The organism is Marinobacter sp. NP-4(2019) (assembly GCF_003994855.1).
GTDB lineage: Bacteria > Pseudomonadota > Gammaproteobacteria > Pseudomonadales > Oleiphilaceae > Marinobacter.
This window is the reverse complement of sequence record NZ_CP034142.1, coordinates 1,642,258-1,662,132: the sequence shown is the minus strand read 5'-3', so window position 1 is coordinate 1,662,132 and position 19,875 is coordinate 1,642,258. Positions and strand designations below refer to the sequence as shown.

The window sequence follows — 19,875 nt, the reverse complement described above, 5'->3', positions numbered from 1 at the left end:
AATGGCGGGTTAGTGAACCGTTCAGCCGCCGGCCTCGATGACTCGATTGGCCCGATTTGTGCAGACATCCAGTCATACGTTCGAATTTTGTCACAGGTCCGTCGTGACGATGGGAGGAAGTCAGCCGTGTCGCTGCTTACATCACTGATCAAAGCCAGCACCCAATTCCAGACCGCGTTGGAAAAGCGCCCTGAGGCAGCCGGTGAGAAACAGGCGGGAAAAACCTCTGGCCCGGCGGCGCCAGAGCAGCCAGCATCGCCAACCGATGATCGGTTTACCCGCTCCGCGCCGGAGAACCCGGACCTGGCCGCACTGAAATCCAGGAAGCTGTCGGTCACCGACTACAAGCAGACCGTGGGGCAGGACCTTGCCTTTGTGCGGGAGACCCTGCGGCACAAACTTGCCGAATATGGCATGCACCCGGCAACGGCCATCAACGTCACCAGGGACGACAGCGGAAATGTTCAGGTAGACGGAAAACTGCCGGAGGCAAAACGCGGGCAGATTGAACAGGATCTGAACCACAACAAGGGCTTTCGCGAAGCCTTCAACCGCCTGAGCGTCAATGAGCCTACCCTGCACTTCGTGGACAATGCGCTCAAACTGAACAAGGCCTACGGCGTCAACAACTCCCTGCTGGATACGCTGGTCAGCGATAACCAGCAGTTCAACGGCCTGCAGGACCTGGTGCACCGCTACGACACCCTGCGTAAATCCGTTGGTGCGGAGCAGGTAGAAGCTGCCGGCCAGCGCAACCACTATGCTTTCAGCTTCAATACCCGCGCCTGAGGTGGCCCCGGAATCAAGCATGGCCGATCGTCCGGCCCTGCTTTGATCAGACCTGGAACGGAGCCGGGTCCCCTTTACCGGTCCGGGTGACCTGCGGCACGTCATCGGTCATATTCACCACCGTAGTCGCCTCAAGGCCACAGAAACCACCGTCAATGATCAGATCCAGTTCATGTTCAAGGGTTTCCCGGATTTCGTAGGGATCCGTCATCGGATCGGTTTCCCCCGGCAGGATCAGGGTGCTGCTCATGATTGGCTCGCCCAGCTCGCCCAGCAATGCCTGTACGATGGGGTTATCCGGCACCCGCAGCCCGATGGTCCGACGCTTGGGATGCAGCAATCGGCGCGGCACTTCGCTGGTGGCATCCAGAATGAACGTATAGGGGCCCGGCGTGAAGGTTTTGAGCAAGCGGTACTGGGTGTTGCCTACCTTGGCATACACACCGATGTCCGACAGATCCCGGCACATCAGGGTGAAATTGTGCTTGTCATCCAGCTTGCGAATACGCTTGATGCGATCTGCCGCCTGCTTGTCCCCGAGGTGACAACCAATGGCATAGGCTGAATCCGTGGGATAGACAATCACGCCCCCACTACGAAGAATGTCCACCGCCTGCTTGATCAGCCGCTTCTGTGGCGTCTCCGGGTGAATCTGGAAAAACTGGCTCATTGATTCTCTCCTGACGTCATGGCCGGATCCTTTTTGGAGCCGCCCATACAATTCGGTGACTCCGGCGCTGACTGGCCGGAATCCACCCACTCCTGGGGAGAGTATAGATGCAGGGCCAGCGCATGAACCTCACCCGCCAGTTCATCCGCCAACACCTTATAGATCGCCTGGTGCCTTTTCACCTTCATCTGTCCATCGAAATCCGCTGACACCAGGGTCACCTTGAAGTGGGTTTCGGAGTTCGGCGGCACACTGTGCTTGTGGCTTTCGTTTTCCACCTGCAGGTGGCTTACCGCAAAAGCCCGGGACAGCTTTTCTTCGATTGCGTTCTGAATCTTCATAACCGTTGTAACTCCTTAACTTTCCATAACCCGAAGCATACTACAGTGGGCAAGAACCTTGACACACCCATGCCAAAAGGCCATCTTCCCCTCCCAATCCGAACGCACCCAACGCCATGCATCTGTACATCGCCGAAAAACCCAGTCTTGGCCGCGCCATCGCTGCCGCCCTACCCGCGCCGCACCAGAAAGGCCCGGGCTGGATTCGCTGTGGCCAGGGCGACGAGGCAGTCACTGTCAGTTGGTGCATTGGCCACCTGTTGGAACCGGCGGAGCCGGCACAGTATGACCCGCGCTGGAAGAAGTGGCGCCAGGAAGACCTGCCCCTGGTCCCCGAGCGCTGGGAAGTCACCCCCAAGGACAGCGTTCGCCAGCAGCTCAAGGTGCTGGAATCCCTGATTCGCCAGGCCGATACGATCATCCATGCCGGTGACCCCGACCGCGAAGGCCAGTTGCTGGTCGACGAGGTCATCCGTTATTTCGGCGCCACCTGCCCGGTCCAGCGCATACTGATCAACGATCTGACGCCCGCAGCCGTTGCCAAAGCCATCCAGACACCGAAAGACAACCGGGAGTATCGCCGGCTGTCGCACTCGGCCCTGGCCAGACAACGGGCCGACTGGCTGTATGGCATCAACCTGACCCGTTTCTACACCCTCAGTTACCAACAGCAGGGGCAGCAAGGTGTTTATTCGGTGGGTCGGGTACAAACGCCGGTACTCGGCCTGGTGGTGGAACGTGATAACACCATCGAGAACTTTGAACCCAAGCCCTACTACCGCATTGAAGCGACCTGTCACGGGCTGGAAGCGGACAGTGATCCGGCACCCTTCACTGCCCGCTGGCTTGCGGACGAGGCTTTTCGTGAACATCTGGACGAAGAAGACCGGTTGCTGGACAAGGCCACAGCAGAACAGATTGCCGCTGCCGTGGAAGGCCGCCCAGGCCGCATTACCGAGTCCCGCTTCCGTGACCGGAACGAAGCGCCCCCACTCCCGTTGTCACTGTCCGCCCTGCAGATTGAGGCCGGCCGGTTGTTTCGCATGGGAGCCAAGGATGTACTCGATACCGCTCAGAACCTGTATGAACGGCATCAACTGATTACCTATCCAAGGTCCGATTGCCGCTACCTCCCGGAGGGCCATTTCGGACAGCGGGAAGGCGTAGTCCGGGCTATCGGCAAGGTGTCACCGGAACTGGCCCCGGCCTGCGAGCAGGCGGACCTGTCCCGGCGCACCGCCGCCTGGAATGACAAGCAGGTCGACGCCCACCACGCCATAATCCCGACCAGCCGATCGGCCGCGAATGGCAAGCTGACGACGGCGGAAGAAAAAATCTACGGGCTGATCAGCCGGTACTACCTGATGCAGTTCAGTGCCGACGCGGTTCACCGGGAAGGCCGGCTGACCGTTACCATTGGCGAACATCGATTCCGCGCCACGGAAACCGCGGTGCTGACGCCCGGCTGGAAAACCCTGGAGATCCGGCTCCGGGAAGGCCGACAGGAACCGCAAAAGGCGCCGCTGCCACGACTGGAGAAAGGCGAGCCGGTACTGTGCGACCGCACTGACATCAAAGAACGGAAAACCCAGCCGCCCCAGCATTTCACCGACGCCACACTGCTGTCCGCGATGACCAATATCGCCCGCTTTGTCACCGGTGCGGAATTACGCAAAACCCTGCGTGAAACCGACGGCCTGGGCACCGAGGCGACGCGTGCGGCCATTATCGATACCCTGTTCAAACGCGACTACCTGTACCGTGACAGCCGCCACATAAAGGCAACGAGCAAGGGCAAGGCGCTGATTGGCGCGCTACCGGAAACGGTCAGTAAACCGGATATGACCGCGGTCTGGGAAGCCACGCTGGAAACCATCCGGCGCGGAGAAGGTGATCCGAGAAAGTTCCTGGAGACGCTAAAAGAACAGATCCGGGGCTTCGTCAATGCGCCCATGGGCACACCGGGAGAACCGGAGACCGATCAACCAGCCCCGCCCCACTGCCCCAAATGCCGCACCGCCATGCGTGAACGGGATGGCAAATTCGGCCGGTTCTGGGCCTGCACCCGCTTTCCGGACTGCAACGGCACGCGCCCGCTGGAAGACCATGCGCCTTCTGACGGTACCAGCCAGAAACCCATTCCCTGCCCCCACTGTTTCTCGCCACTGGTGAGGCGTAAAGGAAAAAAAGGCTGGTTCTGGGGCTGCAGTAATTTTCCTGCCTGCCGACAAACAGTTGACGACGACAATGGAACACCGGCCATTCGTTTACGCAATACTACATAACGATACTGAAGACCAGCCGGCCTTCTGTGATAATAAGCCGGAAATAAAAAACAGACTCAACACAATGGATAGAACAGTCTCTGGAGACGCTTGATGCGCATCGCTCTGCTTGAAGACGAACATGAACAGGCACAGCACATTCAGTCCATTCTTTCAGAGCGTGGGCACTACTGTGACAGTTTTCCATCTGGCCAGTCTTTCCTGAGCGCGGTACTGCACCGCAGCTACGATCTGCTTATTCTCGACTGGCAGATCCCTGATATGACCGGCATCGAAGTGCTTGAGAACGTACGCGCTCAACTGAACTGGCCCATTCCCGTTGTCTTCCTGACCCAACGGGACAGTGAAGCGGACATCGTTCGAGCGTTGGATGCAGGCGCCGACGACTACCTTTCCAAACCAGCCCGGGAAGCGGAACTGGTCGCGCGGATCAATGCCCTGGCCCGCCGCACCAATCCGGACAACGAGAAAGAGGTGCTTCGATACGGCCCGTTCGAGATCAATACCCAGCAGCGCACCATCATCCTGCATGGCGAGCTACTGACCCTCACCGACAAGGATTTTGATCTGACGCTGTTCCTGTTCCAGAACCAGGGGCGCCTGCTGACCCGCGAAATGTTGCTGGAGCGTGTCTGGGGCCTGGCGAGGGACATCAATACCCGTACAGTAGACACCCACATGAGCCGACTTCGCAGGCGACTGGGCCTGAACCCGGAAAATGGCTTCCGGATCAAGACCATTTATCAGCGTGGCTACCGGCTCGAGGCAATGACCGCCAACGCAACCGAAGACGCGGCGCCGGTATCGGATCAGGTCTGATATGAAGTACCGCTTCGCCCGTCTGTTGACAAGGCATACAGCTGTGTCAGCGCTGGCATTTCTGGCGCTGGCCATGCCCGCGCAGGCTGAGCTGTCCATCACTCGCGGCTCCCATGCGTCGGCTGCCCCGGGACAGGAAACCAAGGCCACGCCTGAATGGGTCTATACCCTAAGACCGGGCGAGAGCTTTGGTGAAGTGGCCAAAGCACTGCTGTCCAGGACAGTCCACGCCAATCGCCTGCTCCAGTACAATAACATCGATAACGCCGCAGCCATTGGCGAAGGCGATGCCCTGCGCATTCCTTTGCCCTGGTTACAGCGTCAACCTGACCCTGCCCGGGTTGTGACCCTATCCGGCCAGGTCCAGCATATCTCCGGCAACGACGGCAGGAAGCGTACCCTGACGGCCGACACACTGGTACGGGTGGGCGATGAAATCATCTCCGGCGCTGGCAGTGCCACCGTTGAGCTTGCCGATGGTTCACAGGTGCGCATCTCTCCGAATTCCCGACTGATCTTTAACCGCCTGACCCAGTACGGAAAGTCCGGAATGGTCGACACCCGATTGCGGCTCGATCACGGAGAGGTACACACCAAGGTCAAGCCCGTCATTGAAGGCGGTGCCCGGTTTGAAATTGAAACGCCCTCGGCAGTCGCCGCTGTACGCGGCACCGTTTTCGCCATGCAGGCGGAACCGGGCACGACCCGCCTCCAGGTGACCGAAGGGGCGGTTAATTTTGGCCCCCGGGGAAAAACCCGGGATATCCCGGCCGGTTACAGTGCCAGCGTATCCACAGCGGCCAGCGGCAGTCTCAGCATCCACCGGCTGCCACCGGCACCGGAACTGAATCCCCTGCCGCCACAAATCACCAGCCTGCCAACGGAGCTGAGCTGGCAACCCAGCGGCGCCATGGGTCACCGGCTCGACATTTTCGAAGCGGAGTCCGGTCGCTGGGTCGAAAGCCGCAAAGTCAGCGGCACCCGGTACAGTCTCAGCCAGTTGGACAACGGCAACTATGAAATCCACCTGGCCGCCCTGAACAGTCGGGGCGTGGCCGGTATGCCCGGCGTAGTCGAGGCTGAAGTGGATCTCCGGGCCCGGGCGGCAGAGCTACTGGCTCCGGAAGCAGGCGCCACCGTGAATGACGACATGCCCGAATTCCGCTGGGAACTGACGGGCAGCAACGAAGTGGCCCGCATAGAAATTGCCGAGGACGACACCTTCCGCCGTCTGGTCGCCACCAGCGAGTGGGCGCCGGACAAACAGGCACTCCCGTCCAGACCACTGACGCCGGGAACCTACTACTGGCGAGTGGTCAGCGAAGCGGGAGGCAACTCGGTAGCCACCAGTGCCCCCCGGGAATTCACCGTCAACGGCACCTTGCCGCCAGTCAGGATTATCAGCGTCAACTACGTCGACAGCCAGGTTCGTGTATTCTGGGAGAAGGTTGATACCGCATCGGATTATCGCCTTCAGCTCTCGGAAGAGCCCGGGTTTTCCAATATCATCAAGGAAGCAACGCTGTCTGAAACCACTGCAGCCTTGCGCCTGATTCCCGGAAGACGGTATTTTGTGCGCCTGAAAGCTCTTTCTGATGGCCCTCTGGCAAGTCGCTGGGGACCCGGGAGGGAACTGTATTTGGAATAATCCGACTGACTCACACATCTGACAGCAGGGCCCATGACACTGGACTGGATGCCAATAAAAACGACACCCCTGACCCTGGGCCTTCCTTTGCTTGCCATTTTGCTACTCCTGCAGGCAACCACGCTCCCCCAGCGCCTTGATTATTGGCTTTACGACACCCAGATCACCTCCACCCCTGCGCCAGTCAACGACGATGTCGTCATCGTCGCCATTGATGAAAAGAGCCTGGATCACCTTGGGCGATGGCCCTGGCCCCGGGACACCCATGCCAGACTGATAGAAAAGCTGGATGAAGCCGGAGCGGAAACCATCGTTTTCGACATCCTGTTTCCCGAACCTTCGGCCGAAGACCCGACCCTGGCAGCGGCCATGACGCAGCATGGCAGAGTAGTGCTCCCCCTATACCTGTCACCACCGTCCCATAACTACCTGATCAGCGAACAGTTACCGACCAGTTCTCTGGCAGCCGCTGCATCAGAGCTTGGCCACGCCCACGTAGAGCTTGACGAGGACGGTGTGGCAAGAGGGCTATACCTGCTTAATGGCCTTGGCGAACAATTGTGGCCCAGTCTGGCACTGGCGGCCTCAGAACGACACGGGAACATCGCCGCCCCGAGCGGCAGTGATGCCCCTCCCGCCTTCATGAACGTACGCAAACATTATCGCGCGGTGCCCATGGCAGGTGGAGCCGGAACCCTGCCGACCTACTCCTATGCAGAGGTGCTGTCAGCGCCTTCCAGCCCGGGATTATTCGAAGGCAAGACCATTTTCGTCGGGGCCACCGCCCCGGGGTTCGGCGACATCCTGCCAACCCCCTTTTCAGGCCTCAATCGCCCCATGCCCGGGGTTGAATTTCATGCCAACACCTACTCCGCCCTTGTCAGCGATGAGCTGATCAGGGCGCTCCCAGAGGAGGCATCGCTGGCTATTGCGGTACTGGCAATTGCACTGTTGTCACTGCTTTTACCGAGAATGCGGCCGGCAAGAACTCTGGGTCTGTGCCTGGCCATTGCGGTCGCGGTGATCATCGGCCACACAGCCCTGTTGTACGGTGCGGAACTGTGGCTACCGGTATCCCATGCCCTGCTGATGCCCTTACTGGCGTTCCCGCTCTCCAGCGGCCTGAGACTGGCCATGACCAACCGCTTTCTCAACCGCCAGCTGGATGACCTGGCCCGCGGCCCACAAGTCCACCTGCCGGAGCCCTCCCGGCGCCATCCCACCCAATTACTGGAACACTTCCGGGCACTGCTGCAACCGGAAGGTTGGTGGCTGTCTGAAGGGAACGAGGTGTATACCGCCTGCCGGCTGACAGCAGACGACATCCCCACACTGGAGCAGGGGCGATGGACTCACGCCAGCAATCAGAGCTGGCTCAGCCTGCGGCGTTACGGCAGGGATTACACCCTCGGTTTATTGCTGCCGAATGATATCAGCCGGGAAGCGATTCAGCGTTATTTGCGCAGGCTCTCACTGGCATCGGAGGATACCGGCCTCAGGCCCGCGCAACCCAGGGAAAATGTTTCCGCCCGGATCGAACGGGTCAGGGTTGCCACGGAACGCATGAACAATATGCAGAAGTTTATCCGACGCAGCTTTGAACGGATGCCTGACGGTATCATCGTGACCGATGAACTGGGTGTGATTCGTTTTGCCAACGGACATATTGAGGAATGGTTTCAGGAACCCATGCCCAGCCTCAGCGGACTTCCCCTGACCCGTTTGCTGGAAGGCCACGATCCCCGGGAGACCCCGCCCTGGCACGAAACCGTTTCGGAGACACTCACCCTGAATCAGAGCCGGACGGTGGATCTGCGCATCCGCGAAAAGGATTTCCTGATTCATTTTGCGCCATTCTCGCTGCCCGAAAGCCACCAGAGCGGCATCATTGCCAATATCTCCGATATCTCGGAGCTACGGGAGCAGCAACGACAGCACCGCGAAGCCATCGACTTTATTTCCCACGATGTCAGGTCACCCCTGGTGTCCCAACTGGCCCTGATCGAGCAGCTGAAGCGCAACCCCGGACAAATTGAACCGGCCCAACTGGAGCAGCTCGGTCGACTGGCGCGCCGCAGCTATCACCTGGCGGAGGAGTTTGTGCAGTTGGCCCGGGCCGAACAGCTGACCGAAACCCGGTTCTACGAATGCGAGTTCCTGGCCATCGTTGAAAATGCCCGTGACAGCGTCAGCGAACAGGCGGCGGAAAAAGGCATACAGCTGGTGTTACAGGGTACGGAAGATCTCTGGCTCAGAGGTAATGCGGAACTGCTGGAGCGAGCCGTTATCAACCTGCTGACCAATGCGGTTCAGTACAGCCCCAGAGGCTCCACAGTCAACATCCAGGTATTTCTTGCCGGCCACCAGGCGTGCCTGACCGTCAGCGATGAAGGCAGCGGTATTGCACCGGAAGAGCTGCCGCACCTGTTTGACCGGTACCGCCGGCAGAAGAGCAGTGAGCTGTCCGGAATCCACGGCACCGGCCTGGGGCTATCATTTGTGAATGTGGTGGTGGAAAAACATCGGGGTGAGATCAGTGTCTCTTCAGAGATCGGGGAAGGCTCGGCATTTACTCTCAAACTGCCGGTCACCAACCCCCTTGGCCATTCCTGAGCAAGCCCTTCAGGTTACCCCTGGATCGTCTTGCTGACGGGTTGGGAAGGCTCGCTGATCAGCCCGTCAACATCTTCCACCTGGATAGTGAAGTACCAGGTGCCATTATCCAGATTGGTGACGGTGTACTCCATGGTGTCCGCACTATCAATGCGTACCTTTTCGGTCAGGTTCTCGGGGTCCTTACCGTAACTGATGATGTAACCGGACAATTCCCCCATCGCCAGGGATTCGTCATTAACCCGAGTCATTGGCGCATTCCAGCTTAGCCCTGCGGTCCTGTCACCAGACTCTCCGACAACGTTGGATGCGGAAGCACTACCTGACTCCGGAGAACCATTTTTAACGGAACTACCTGCACTCCCTTCGGATGAGCCACCCCCACAGCCTGTAAGGATAACTCCAATAAACAACGCGGCAATCCATGCCTTTGACATTTTAATGACGCGTTTCATGTGATATTTGCACCGTTTTTTCGTCAAATTAATGGAATTGTTTAAAACGCGTGCAAGTATCAAGGGAAGGACGCCAGAATCCTAATTACGAAATGGTCAATTTTTCGTCAGGTTGCAGTAATGACATACAGGAAGATGCTGATATTTCGGGCAATTTTTTTGCCTATTCGACAAAAATCGAAACAGAGGGATCGGAAGAAAGTATTAGAAAAAGCGACAAAAAATCTGGAAAACAACAACAGAAATGTTACACCAGACATGAAAAAGCCGGCGCATTGGCCGGCTCATTTCAATGGTGGTAGCGGGGAGCGGACGCGATCATGCGTTCGCGGCGCCAACAATGCGGCACGCAGTGCCGATAGAGAGTTGGCGACTCAAAAGCCCCTGCTCAAAAGCAGTAAGGCCAGCTTCACCCTGGCCTTACTTCAATAGTGGTAGCGGGGGCTGGATTCGAACCAACGACCTTCGGGTTATGAGCCCGACGAGCTACCAGACTGCTCCACCCCGCATCAAACTGGTTGTTTATCGGGGAACCCCCGAATCAACGTGCGCGTATCTTAAGGATTCGCCCCATGCCTGTCAATCGATATTTTCAAACAGGTCACTGGGATACGTAAGACTCTCCTGCGGTGCCTGCTCATACATGCCCACCTTATCGATGGCCTCCTGCACGGGTCGGAACGAACGCCTGTGGTGAACGGTGGCGCCCAGGCGATTCAATGCCTCCAAGTGAACCGGCGTGGGATAGCCTTTGTGTCTGGCCAGCTCATAACCCGGAAACTGCTTATCCAGTTCGGCCATTTCGCGGTCACGAACCACTTTCGCAATAATGGACGCCGCGCTGATGGCCTCAACACGGGAATCGCCTTTAACAACCGGCTCCGAAGGCCAACGCCATTTCGGGCAGCGGTTTCCGTCGACCAGTACATACTCCGGCTCCACAGACAGGCCGGAGACCGCCCTTTCCATCGCCACCATGGTGGCCTGGTAGATATTCACGCGATCAATCTCATCCGCCTCGGCACGACCAATGCTCCAGGCAGCGGCCTTCTCGATAATCTCCTCGTACAGAGCTTCCCGGCGCTTTTCTGTCAGCTTTTTGGAATCAGCGAGCCCCGCTATCGGGCGCTCAGGGTCCAGGATCACCGCTGCAGTAACAACCGCTCCAATTAATGGCCCCCGCCCGACCTCATCGACACCCGCAAGGCGAGAGCCGGAGTAATGACACTGGAACGGGGGTAATGGCGATTTACTCAAGATGATCGCTCCAGCAGTTCGGAGATGGCGTCCGCCGCTCGTTCATCCGCATTCTGGCGGAGTTGCAGATGCAGCTCGGTGAATGCCTCAGTCAGGCGGGCTCGTTCATCCTCGTTCTCGAGGCGTTCCAGCACTGCGGCTCCCAGAGCCTCAGGGGTAGCATCGTCCTGAAGCAATTCCGGCACCAGTGGCTTACGAGCCAACAGATTGGGAAGGGCGACATGGGGCACTTTGACCAGGCGGGATAGTAGCTTGTAGCTGAGATTACTCAGCCGGTAACCGACCACCATCGGCTTTTTCAGCAGCATGGCTTCAAGTGTCGCCGTTCCGGATGCCAACAACACCACGTCAGAGGCCGCCATAACCTCACGGGAGCGCCCTCTCACAATGGTGACTGGCAATGCCACTTCCAGAGACTCAACGAGCCCGCGCACCTGCTTTTCACGGTCACGGTTGATGCAAGGGATCACCAGCTGAAGGTCCGGACGGGACGCCTGTATCCAATGGGCGGCCGCCAGAAACAGACTGCCGAGGCGCTCCACTTCCCCACTACGACTACCAGGCAAGATCGCCAGCACCGGCTTGTTCTCGTCCAGCCCGAAGGACTGGCGGGCACCCGCGGTGTCCGGCTCCATCGGAATACGATTGGCCAACGGGTGCCCCACAAACGCCACCGGTACATCGTGCTCTTCGTAGAATCGGGCCTCGAAGGGAAACAGGGTCAGCATCAGGTTGACGGATTTTGCGATCTTGAAGATGCGCTTCTGCCGCCACGCCCAGACCGAGGGGCTGACGTAGTGAACCGTGGGGATGCCGGCATCCCGGCAGCGGCGCTCAACACCGAGGGTAAAATCCGGGGAATCGATACCGATGACCACATCCGGGGGGTGGTCAGAAAATAGTCCATCAGGCGGTCGCGAATACTGAACAGCTCGCGAATGCGGCCAAGTACCTCCACCAGTCCCATTACCGACAGCCGCTCCATCGGCACCAGGGAATGGAAACCGGCCGTTTCCATCTCTTCGCCGCCGATACCGACAAAGCGGGCGCGAGGGTATCTGGCACGCAGGGCGTGGATCAGCCCGGCACCGAGTATGTCTCCCGATGCCTCACCTGCAACAATGCCAAATGTGACTGGTCGATCGCTAATGACCCTGGGGGTGGGATGGTCCATCACCGGTCCAGGCCCGACTATCGGATAATGCCGCGGTGTGCACCACGAAGGGAGTCAATCAACGGACGCATTTCGTCCACATCGGGGTAGGACTTCTCCAGCTCTTCCACAGCCTGCTCGGTTGTCAGGCCCTGCCGGTAAATAATCTTATAAGCCCGGCGCAAGGTCAGCAGTACTTCCTTGCTGAACCCGCGGCGGCGAAGGCCTTCAACGTTCATGCCGTGAGGCTCTGCGGATTGACCGCTGGCCATGACATAGGCCGGTATATCCTTGAGTACAATGCTGCCACCGGCCGCCATGCTGTGAGGGCCAATATGACAGAACTGGTGAACCATGGTGCCACCGCCAAGGATCGCCCAGTCTCCGACGGTGACATGCCCCGCCAGAGTCGCACAGTTGGCAAGAATCGTGTTGTCGCCAACCGTACAGTCATGAGCCACATGGACGTAGGCCATTAACAGGTTGCCGCTGCCGATCCGAGTCTCACCACGATCCTGGACCGTGCCACGATGGATCGTACAGTTTTCACGGATCACGTTGTTGTCACCGATCACCAGTGTGGTCGGCTCGCCGGCGTATTTCTTGTCCTGACATTCTTCTCCAATACTGGAGAACTGGAATATGCGGTTGTTGCGGCCAATAACCGTTGGCCCTTTTACCACCACATGGGAGAGGATTTCGGTCCCCTCTCCGATTTCCACATCGGGGCCAATGTAGCTCCACGGACCAACGGTAACGTTGCCCGCCAGTCTGGCTGATGGGTCTACAATCGCTTGAGGATGGACACCCGACCAGTCATTTGTCGCCATCAAACTTCTCTCTCAGCGGTCAATATATCGGCCACGCAGACGACTTCACCATCGACCAGTGCCCGACACTCAAATTTCCAGATTCCGCGTTTGCCAGAGATAAAGGTGGATTCCATGCATAATCTGTCTCCCGGCACCACGGGGCGCTTGAAACGCACCTTACTGGACCCAGCCAGATATTGTACCACGCCATCCGAGGGTTTCCGTTCAACGGTCACAAAACCGAGAACCCCTGAAAGTTGCGCCATGGCCTCTATTATCAGTACTCCGGGCATGATTGGCTTGTTTGGAAAATGGCCCGTAAAGAATGGTTCGTTGAAGGAAATGTTTTTATATCCCTTGATGGATTTACCCTTCTCGATTTCGGTGACCCGATCCACCAGCAAAAACGGGTATCTGTGGGGCAAATATTCCAGAATTTCTTCAATATACATCATCTTTAACGGCCTCAGCCTTCTGATTTCTTTTCCAGTTCTTTAAGCCTTCGCGCCATAGCATCCAGCTGCCGAAAGCGAACTGCGTTCTTGCGCCACTGGCGGTTCTTGTCTGCGCTGGTACCCGAAGAATACACACCCGGCTCACGGATATCGCCCGTCACCAGGGTCATCCCCGTGAGATGTACCTGATCTGCAATCTCAAGATGACCGGCAACACCGGATGCGCCACCGAATACACAGTGCCGGCCAATTCGGGTACTGCCGGCAATCCCGACCATGGCAGCCATGGCACTGTGGTCGCCGATACTTACGTTATGTGCTATCTGAATCAGGTTATCCAGTTTGACACCGTTGCCAATCACCGTGTCGTCCAGGGCACCCCGATCAATCGTGGTATTCGCGCCTACCTCTACGTCGTCACCCAGAACCACTCTGCCGATCTGGGCAATGCGATGCCAGGCGCCCTTCTCGTTGGCGAATCCGAAGCCATCAGAGCCAATCACCGCGCCACTGAGAATATGGCAACGCTGCCCCACAACGATATCGTGAGCCAAGGTGACGCGAGGACGTAATACCGTCTGACCGCCTATACGACAACGGGCGCCAATGATGGAACCGGCACCGACAACCACATGATCCCCAATCTCGACTTCCGCTTCGATCACCGCCTGGGGGCCTATGGACGCCGTTTCAGACACCCTGGCAGACGGATCCACAACCGCAGACGGGTGAACTCCAGGCTGCGGACGGGGCGCGGGATCAAACCAGTGACTGAGGCGAGCATATCCGAGATAAGGATTGTCCAGTAACAGGACATTGGTCGGAGAATCACCAGCGGCCGAGGGTGACAGGATAACGGCCGACGCATGGGTTTCTTTCAGGTATCGGCTATAGGAGGGATTGGCCAGGAACGTAATCTGCCCGGAGGTCGCGGCCTGTAACGTGGCCAAACCATGAATCATGGTATCCGGATCTCCCCGGAGTTCTGCCCCGAGTTCAGCAGCGATCTCCCCCAGCCGGAAACAACTCTCTGTCATCACTTACTCCACAAGGTAAGGTGGCCCGGCCTGCCATTGATACCGGACCGAAGCCAGGCGCGATCAGCGGTTCAGTTTATCCAGCAGTTCGTCTGTCAGGTTCATTTCCGGCTTCACGTACACCACGGCCTCGCTGGGCAGAATCAGATCAAGGTCGTGCTCTTCAAGAAGCTCCTGAACCGCGGCATCCACATCAGGGCGGGCGTTCTCGAGGAAGGACTGTTTACGGCTTGCAACCGTGGAATCAAGGCGCTGCTTCAGGAAATTGAACTCTTTTACCTTTTCCTGGAATTCCGTTGCCAGCTTGTTGCGCTCGGATTCATTCATCATCGCGCCATCTTTTTCGAGGCGCTCCTTGAGCTTCCTCGCCTCCTCCTGGGCACGGCGAACCTCCGCCTCATCGTCGGAAAAGTCCCGCTGCAGTGTCTCACTGAAGGCTTTCGCTTCGTTGGAAGAAAACAAAGCCTGGCGAAGATCAACGACGCCTATGCGGGTCTCTGCCGCTGCCGGGAAAGACACAACCACCGCCAGCATGGCGGCCATTGCTGCTAATCGGAACATGGTATTTCTCCTCTGTGTCTTTATTTTTTACATCGTCCACTGATCAGAAGGTCTGCCCCAGTGAGAACTGGAAGACCTGTGTCTCGTCACCACTCTTATCGTTCAGCGGCTTGGCCAGACTGAAGGCTAACGGACCAACAGCGGTGATCCACTGGAACCCGACACCCGCTGACAACCTCAACTCATCTGCAGCGGGGTCAAAATCCCTGTCCGGATCAAACACCTGGCCAGCGTCCACAAAGAATGCCGTACGCATGGAACGGCTATCCCCCGCAAACGGCGTCGGGAAGATCAATTCGAGACTGCCTTCTGTCAAGACACTACCACCAAACGGATCAGGGTCTGACAGGTCATTGGTGCTGTTTGTCGCCAGCGGTCCAAGGGAGTTCGCTTCGTACCCGCGAACCGAACCATAGCCACCGGCGTAGAAATGCTCATAGAACGGCATCACATCACGGCCATCGTAGCCATCACCATAACCCAGCTCTGTGCGTCCCCGAAGAATCCAGGTCTGATTTTCATTCAACGGCTGATAGAAATCGGTTTTATGGCTTAACTTGTAGAAGGTTAAATCACTTCCGGGAACCGCCACGTCGGCTGACAGTGAGTGACTGTAGCCATCGGTGGGCAATACGCCACGATTCAGGGTGCTGCGGCGCCAGGAACCAAAGAGGAAGTAATTATGGAAATCGTTTCCTTCCCCTTCAATGAAATCCCGGACTTCCTGTGAGGTGAATACCCCCTTCTTGATTTTGGACAAGGTGTAGCCAGCGCCAAAATTGAGACGGGTTATGCTGTCAGTCGGATATCCAAAGCTCAGCCGGCCACCATATTCATCCAGCAGGTAGGAAGAAATATCCTGCTCTTCAAAGTCCGTTTCCCTGGCAAACACACTGAAACCCCGGCTAACGCCATCCACCGTGTAGTAAGGATCGGAATAGGAGAAGTTTGCACTCTTGATGGAGTCACTGACATTGACCCCGAAGGACACCCGCTTGCCACTGCCAAAGAAGTTATTTTCCGACACGTTGGCGCCCAGTATCACACCGGAGGCCTGAGAAAAGCCCACCGAAGCAGACAGGCTACCTGTAGGCTGCTCGACGACGGAATAGTTTACATCCACCATGTCATCGGTACCGGGAACCGGGGTGGTCTCAACGTCCACCGTCTGGAAAAAGCCCAGCCGCTCCAGTTTTGTCTTGGAATACTCGATACGGTCGGTAGACGCCACACCGCCTTCCATCTGCGTCATTTCCTGGCGCAGAACCTCGTCGCGGGTCGATACGTTACCTTCGAAGTTAACCCGTCGGACATAAGCACGTTTGCCGGGTTCCACATAGAAAGTCACTGAGGCGGTGTTGTCAGCGGCGGGCTCAGGAACGGCATTAACGTTAGCGAAGGCGTATCCTTCACGACCCAGGCGACGGGACAAGCGCTCGGAGACGGCCGTCATGGTGGAGCGGGAGAAAATGTCGCCTTCTTCGATGTTGATGAGCTCGCGAAGCTCCTCTTCATCGACAATCAGTTCACCCCGAAGCTGCACGTCCGACACCGTATACTGGGCACCTTCATTCAGCGCAATCGCTATGAAGACCTGCTGCTTGTCCGGTGAAATCGATACCTGACTGGATTCCACGTTGAAGTCCAGATAACCACGGTCCAGGTAAAATGATCTCAGAGACTCCAGATCACCACTGAGTCGTTCCCGCGCGTATTTGTCGGCATTGGTAATGGAATTCCACAAGCTGCTGGTTCTCAGCTCGAAAAGGTCCAGCAATTCCTCATCACTGAAGTTTTCGTTGCCGATAATGTTTATGTGCTGGATGGCCGCCACATCCCCTTCATTGATCTCAAGACGGATGGCGACCCGGTTGCGGGGTAATTCTTCTGCCGTTGCCTTTACCCGGGCGTTGTAACGCCCCTGGCTGATATAAGATCGAAGGATCTCAAGCTCCAGACGCTCCAGGGTAGCCCGGCGAAACACCTGACCTTCCTCGAGCCCGGCTCCGGACAGCGCATCCATGAGCATATCCGTTTCAATATTCTTGTTGCCTTCAATTTCAATAGACGTGATAGAAGGACGCTCCCGAACGGTCAGGATCAGAACACCACCGTCCCGGCTTGCTTCAATATCCGTAAACAGCCCGGTACGGAACAGATCCTTGATCGCTCCCGCCAGTTCGGCTTCATCCACCGGCTCCCCGATGTCGACCGGGAAGGAAGAAAATACGGTGCCTGCGGATACCCGCTGCAGGCCCTCTACCTCAATATCGGAAACCGTGAATTCGTCAGCGTGCGCTGCACTCATGCCCGTGCCGGCAATTGCCAGACCTATGGCTACACCTAGAAGAGAACGTCTCATTCAGTCATTTCGCCTGTTAATGCGCGTAAGGAGCTCGCAATTCTCACAACCGCATCAGGTCGTTGTAAAGAGCAAACACCATTAATGTGAGAATCAATACCATACCAATCCGTAATCCAAGCGCCTGAACCTGCTCGGAAAGCGGCTTACGGCGGATGGCTTCGATGGTGTAATAAACGATGTGACCACCATCAAGTATTGGTATGGGAAGCAGGTTCAGCACCCCCAGACTCACGCTCAGGTAAGCCAGGAAGCGTATGAAATCTTCGAAGCCGGAGCTGACACTGGCTTCCGCGACCCGGGCAATGGTAATCGGGCCGCTGAGATTGGTGGGTGACAACAGCCCGGTGACCATCTTTTTGATCGCAACCAACGTCAGGCGGGTATCTGCCCAAGTCTCGCCGATGGCATTAGGCACCGCGGCCAAGGGACCGAACCGTACGTCCCGCAGCACCTCGTCCGGCCAGCTTACCTGAGCCACACCGGCACCTACAAAACCAATTTCCTCACCGCTGTCGGTGGTTTTCAATTCCGGCGTTACCCGAAGGTCCAGGCGCTTGCCCTCACGCTCAACGGTTACGACCAATGCAGATGCGGGGGAACTCTGGATAATGTCTACCAGCGCAAACCAGTCCTCTACAGGCTCCCCGTCCACGGCAACAACCCGGTCTCCGGATTGCAGCCCGGCCGCTTCTGCAGCACCCCCCTGGCTGATTTCATCCAGCACTGCAGGAATTGCAGGTCGCCAGGGCTGAATTCCGAACTCGCCCAGGGGATTGGGATTGTCGTCATTCAGACGCCAGCCATCAAGCGAGGTGGACAACTCTCCACGGCTGCCACTGTCGCTGACAGTCAGAACCACATCGCCATGCTCACCTGCCCGCTCAAGCAGACGCATGTTGATATCCCGCCACGAAGTCACTCTGCGGCCATCCACTTCGTGGATCTCCATTCCCTCAACCAGTCCCATGCGCTCCGCGACACTATCCGGCTTCACATCGCCAACGATGGGCGCCACAGTCGTAAAACCGACGACACTCAGCAACCAGTAAGCAGCAATGGCAAAGAGGAAATTCGCGACTGGCCCGGCAGCGGCAATGGCAATCCGTCGGGAAGGAGGCTTGGAGGTAAATTCCTGGTCACGAAGCTCCTCAGGAACCGGCCCTTCGCGCTCATCCAGCATTTTGACGTAGCCGCCGAGGGGGATGGCGGCAATCGCAAACTCTGTACCGTGACGGTCATACCAGGAAAACATCGGCTTCCCGAAACCAACGGAAAAACGCAGTACTTTGACCCCACAGCGCCTGGCCACCCAGAAATGACCATACTCATGAAGGGTCACCAGTATGCCCAATGTCAGAGCCAGTGCCAGAACGGTTTGAACTAGTTGCATAACGCTCTCAATAGTTGGCGATCATTCCAACAATCCGACGACGTAAATCAGACAGTCAGCAATCGTATCTGTTCCCGGGCAAACCTGCGGGCTTCAGCATCTTTCGCGAATATGGTTTCAAAACTGTCGGCAGATACTACCTCGGTTGCCGTCAGGGTGCGCTCTATAATAACGGGGATATCGGTAAAGCAAAGGGCACCAGCCAAAAACGCTGCAACCGCCTCCTCATTGGCGGCATTCAATACGGCTGGAGCCGTCCCGCCGGACTGGAAAGCTTCTGCCGCCAACCTCAGACAGGGAAACCGCTGCATATCCGGCCGCTCGAAATGGAAGCGGCCGATAGAGAACAGGTCCAGCGGTGCCACCCCGGCATCAATTCGCTCCGGCCAGGCCAGGCCATTGGCAATGGGTGTCCGCATATCGGGGCTACCCAATTGCGCCAGGACCGACCCATCGGCGTACTCGACCATCGAATGGATAATACTCTCGGGATGAACGTGTACCTCGATCCGCGAAGGATCGGTGTTGAACAGCCAGCAAGCTTCTATCAGCTCAAGCCCCTTGTTCATCAAGGTGGCGGAATCCACGGAGATTTTCTGTCCCATGGACCAGTTGGGATGGGCGCAGGCTTGTGCCGGAGAGACCCTTTTAAGGTCCTCTTCAGAGTGTTCCCGAAACGGGCCACCCGACGCGGTGAGCAGGATACGGGTGATACCCGCCCCTTCGGGATCCCGAATCCGATCCGCCGGCATACACTGAAAAATCGCGTTATGCTCACTGTCGATCGGAAGCAGCTCCGCGCCAGACTCGGCCACCGCATCCATGAACAACCGGCCGGACATGACCAGCGCTTCCTTGTTGGCCAACAGTACGCGCTTGCCCGACCGTACCGCAGAGAGGGTTGGGGGAAGCCCGGCGGCCCCCACGATGGCTGCCATTACCGTGTCCACTTCACTGGAACTGGCTACCTGGCAAAGCCCCGACTCGCCACTCAGTACCGTCGTCGGAAGTTCCGGAATCGCGTCCGCCAGCTGATTTGCCGCGTCAGCATCCGCCATGACGGCATAGGCGGGCTGGAATTCACGGCACAAGATCGCCATGTCCTCAACCCGGGTACTGGCAGTGAGGGCATGGACACGAAATCGCTCAGGGTGCCGGCGAATCACATCCAGTGTGCTCAGGCCGATCGATCCCGTAGCTCCAAGGATGGTTATATGGCGCATAA

Annotated in this window: 17 protein-coding genes, 1 tRNA gene and 1 pseudogene; 6 read left to right on the top strand and 13 right to left on the bottom strand. The window is 57.6% G+C overall.

All coding sequences use genetic code 11. The annotated features are described in order from the left end of the window. Positions 1-126 precede the first annotated feature (126 nt). Entirely contained in the window at positions 127-789 is a 663-nt protein-coding gene (locus EHN06_RS07575; RefSeq protein WP_127331639.1) for a hypothetical protein, read from the top strand. 46 nt (positions 790-835) lie between these two features. Here EHN06_RS07575 and EHN06_RS07570 read toward each other — a convergent pair whose 3' ends face one another. Next, on the bottom strand, positions 836-1,459 hold the full coding sequence (locus EHN06_RS07570; protein WP_127331637.1) for an L-threonylcarbamoyladenylate synthase: 624 nt from the start codon (positions 1,457-1,459) through the stop codon (positions 836-838). After that, entirely contained in the window at positions 1,456-1,800 is a 345-nt protein-coding gene (locus tag EHN06_RS07565; RefSeq protein ID WP_127331635.1) for a BolA family protein, read from the bottom strand. Before EHN06_RS07565 ends, EHN06_RS07570 begins: the two co-directional genes overlap by 4 nt. A 116-nt stretch (positions 1,801-1,916) precedes the next feature. Between EHN06_RS07565 and EHN06_RS07560 the strand changes: the two genes are divergently transcribed. The 4 genes from EHN06_RS07560 (at position 1,917) to EHN06_RS07545 (ending at position 9,165) form a co-directional block, all read left to right on the top strand. Continuing rightward, positions 1,917-4,085 (top strand): DNA topoisomerase 3, encoded by a 2,169-nt coding sequence (locus EHN06_RS07560; RefSeq protein WP_127331633.1) that lies wholly within the window; start codon positions 1,917-1,919, stop codon positions 4,083-4,085. A gap of 93 nt (positions 4,086-4,178) precedes the next feature. Further along, on the top strand, positions 4,179-4,904 hold the full coding sequence (locus EHN06_RS07555; protein WP_127331631.1) for a response regulator transcription factor: 726 nt from the start codon (positions 4,179-4,181) through the stop codon (positions 4,902-4,904). A gap of 1 nt (position 4,905) precedes the next feature. Beyond that, positions 4,906-6,552, top strand: a complete 1,647-nt coding sequence (locus tag EHN06_RS07550; RefSeq protein ID WP_127331629.1) for a FecR domain-containing protein — start codon at positions 4,906-4,908, stop codon at positions 6,550-6,552. A 33-nt stretch (positions 6,553-6,585) separates the two neighbouring features. Next, the gene (locus tag EHN06_RS07545; RefSeq protein ID WP_127331627.1) at positions 6,586-9,165 is read left to right on the top strand and encodes a CHASE2 domain-containing protein; all 2,580 of its coding nucleotides are present in this window, start codon (positions 6,586-6,588) and stop codon (positions 9,163-9,165) included. Positions 9,166-9,179: 14 nt separating this feature from the next. On the opposite strand, the gene EHN06_RS07540 is transcribed toward EHN06_RS07545, so the two are convergent. Then, a complete protein-coding gene (locus tag EHN06_RS07540) occupies positions 9,180-9,416 on the bottom strand; it encodes a fibronectin type III domain-containing protein (RefSeq protein WP_228257433.1) in 237 nt (78 codons plus the stop codon). 324 nt (positions 9,417-9,740) lie between these two features. Between EHN06_RS07540 and EHN06_RS07535 the strand changes: the two genes are divergently transcribed. Further along, positions 9,741-10,052, top strand: coding sequence for a hypothetical protein (locus tag EHN06_RS07535; protein WP_127331625.1), 312 nt, complete (start codon positions 9,741-9,743; stop codon positions 10,050-10,052). On the opposite strand, the gene EHN06_RS07530 is transcribed toward EHN06_RS07535, so the two are convergent. The 10 genes and pseudogenes from EHN06_RS07530 to ispC form a co-directional block, all read right to left on the bottom strand. Next, a tRNA-Met gene (locus tag EHN06_RS07530) sits at positions 10,053-10,129 on the bottom strand. It abuts the gene before it with no gap. A 70-nt stretch (positions 10,130-10,199) separates the two neighbouring features. Further along, a complete protein-coding gene (rnhB, locus tag EHN06_RS07525) occupies positions 10,200-10,877 on the bottom strand; it encodes a ribonuclease HII (protein WP_127331623.1) in 678 nt (225 codons plus the stop codon). Then, positions 10,874-12,051 (bottom strand): annotated as a pseudogene (lpxB, locus tag EHN06_RS07520) (lipid-A-disaccharide synthase). The gene rnhB and the pseudogene lpxB overlap by 4 nt, the downstream one beginning before the upstream one ends. Positions 12,052-12,068: 17 nt before the next feature. Beyond that, positions 12,069-12,860 carry an acyl-ACP--UDP-N-acetylglucosamine O-acyltransferase gene (gene lpxA, locus EHN06_RS07515; protein WP_127331621.1) on the bottom strand — a complete coding sequence of 264 codons (792 nt, stop codon included), beginning with the start codon at positions 12,858-12,860 and terminating at the stop codon, positions 12,069-12,071. Continuing rightward, positions 12,860-13,297: a 3-hydroxyacyl-ACP dehydratase FabZ gene (fabZ, locus tag EHN06_RS07510; RefSeq protein ID WP_127331619.1), complete on the bottom strand. Its 438-nt coding sequence runs from the start codon at positions 13,295-13,297 to the stop codon at positions 12,860-12,862. Before fabZ ends, lpxA begins: the two co-directional genes overlap by 1 nt. A gap of 11 nt (positions 13,298-13,308) precedes the next feature. Then, positions 13,309-14,334 carry a UDP-3-O-(3-hydroxymyristoyl)glucosamine N-acyltransferase gene (lpxD, locus tag EHN06_RS07505; protein WP_127331617.1) on the bottom strand — a complete coding sequence of 342 codons (1,026 nt, stop codon included), beginning with the start codon at positions 14,332-14,334 and terminating at the stop codon, positions 13,309-13,311. 63 nt (positions 14,335-14,397) lie between these two features. Next, positions 14,398-14,895, bottom strand: a complete 498-nt coding sequence (locus EHN06_RS07500; RefSeq protein ID WP_127331615.1) for an OmpH family outer membrane protein — start codon at positions 14,893-14,895, stop codon at positions 14,398-14,400. 43 nt (positions 14,896-14,938) lie between these two features. Then, complete coding sequence (gene bamA / locus EHN06_RS07495) at positions 14,939-17,257, bottom strand: outer membrane protein assembly factor BamA (protein ID WP_127331613.1); 2,319 nt, start codon at positions 17,255-17,257, stop codon at positions 14,939-14,941. A 43-nt stretch (positions 17,258-17,300) separates the two neighbouring features. After that, a complete protein-coding gene (rseP, locus tag EHN06_RS07490) occupies positions 17,301-18,650 on the bottom strand; it encodes an RIP metalloprotease RseP (RefSeq protein WP_127331611.1) in 1,350 nt (449 codons plus the stop codon). A 47-nt stretch (positions 18,651-18,697) separates the two neighbouring features. After that, positions 18,698-19,873, bottom strand: coding sequence for a 1-deoxy-D-xylulose-5-phosphate reductoisomerase (gene ispC / locus EHN06_RS07485; protein WP_127331609.1), 1,176 nt, complete (start codon positions 19,871-19,873; stop codon positions 18,698-18,700). Positions 19,874-19,875 lie beyond the last annotated feature (2 nt).

Coding starts and splice junctions, on each gene's coding strand:
- EHN06_RS07570 (WP_127331637.1), bottom strand. CDS start 1,459: ATGAGCCAGTTTTTCCAGATTCACCCGGAGACGCCACAGAAGCGGCTG.
- EHN06_RS07565 (WP_127331635.1), bottom strand. CDS start 1,800: ATGAAGATTCAGAACGCAATCGAAGAAAAGCTGTCCCGGGCTTTTGCG.
- EHN06_RS07560 (WP_127331633.1), top strand. CDS start 1,917: ATGCATCTGTACATCGCCGAAAAACCCAGTCTTGGCCGCGCCATCGCT.
- EHN06_RS07555 (WP_127331631.1), top strand. CDS start 4,179: ATGCGCATCGCTCTGCTTGAAGACGAACATGAACAGGCACAGCACATT.
- EHN06_RS07550 (WP_127331629.1), top strand. CDS start 4,906: ATGAAGTACCGCTTCGCCCGTCTGTTGACAAGGCATACAGCTGTGTCA.
- EHN06_RS07545 (WP_127331627.1), top strand. CDS start 6,586: ATGACACTGGACTGGATGCCAATAAAAACGACACCCCTGACCCTGGGC.
- EHN06_RS07540 (WP_228257433.1), bottom strand. CDS start 9,416: ATGACTCGGGTTAATGACGAATCCCTGGCGATGGGGGAATTGTCCGGT.
- EHN06_RS07535 (WP_127331625.1), top strand. CDS start 9,741: ATGACATACAGGAAGATGCTGATATTTCGGGCAATTTTTTTGCCTATT.
- lpxA (WP_127331621.1), bottom strand. CDS start 12,860: ATGGCGACAAATGACTGGTCGGGTGTCCATCCTCAAGCGATTGTAGAC.
- fabZ (WP_127331619.1), bottom strand. CDS start 13,297: ATGATGTATATTGAAGAAATTCTGGAATATTTGCCCCACAGATACCCG.
- lpxD (WP_127331617.1), bottom strand. CDS start 14,334: ATGACAGAGAGTTGTTTCCGGCTGGGGGAGATCGCTGCTGAACTCGGG.
- EHN06_RS07500 (WP_127331615.1), bottom strand. CDS start 14,895: ATGTTCCGATTAGCAGCAATGGCCGCCATGCTGGCGGTGGTTGTGTCT.
- bamA (WP_127331613.1), bottom strand. CDS start 17,257: ATGAGACGTTCTCTTCTAGGTGTAGCCATAGGTCTGGCAATTGCCGGC.
- rseP (WP_127331611.1), bottom strand. CDS start 18,650: ATGCAACTAGTTCAAACCGTTCTGGCACTGGCTCTGACATTGGGCATA.
- ispC (WP_127331609.1), bottom strand. CDS start 19,873: ATGCGCCATATAACCATCCTTGGAGCTACGGGATCGATCGGCCTGAGC.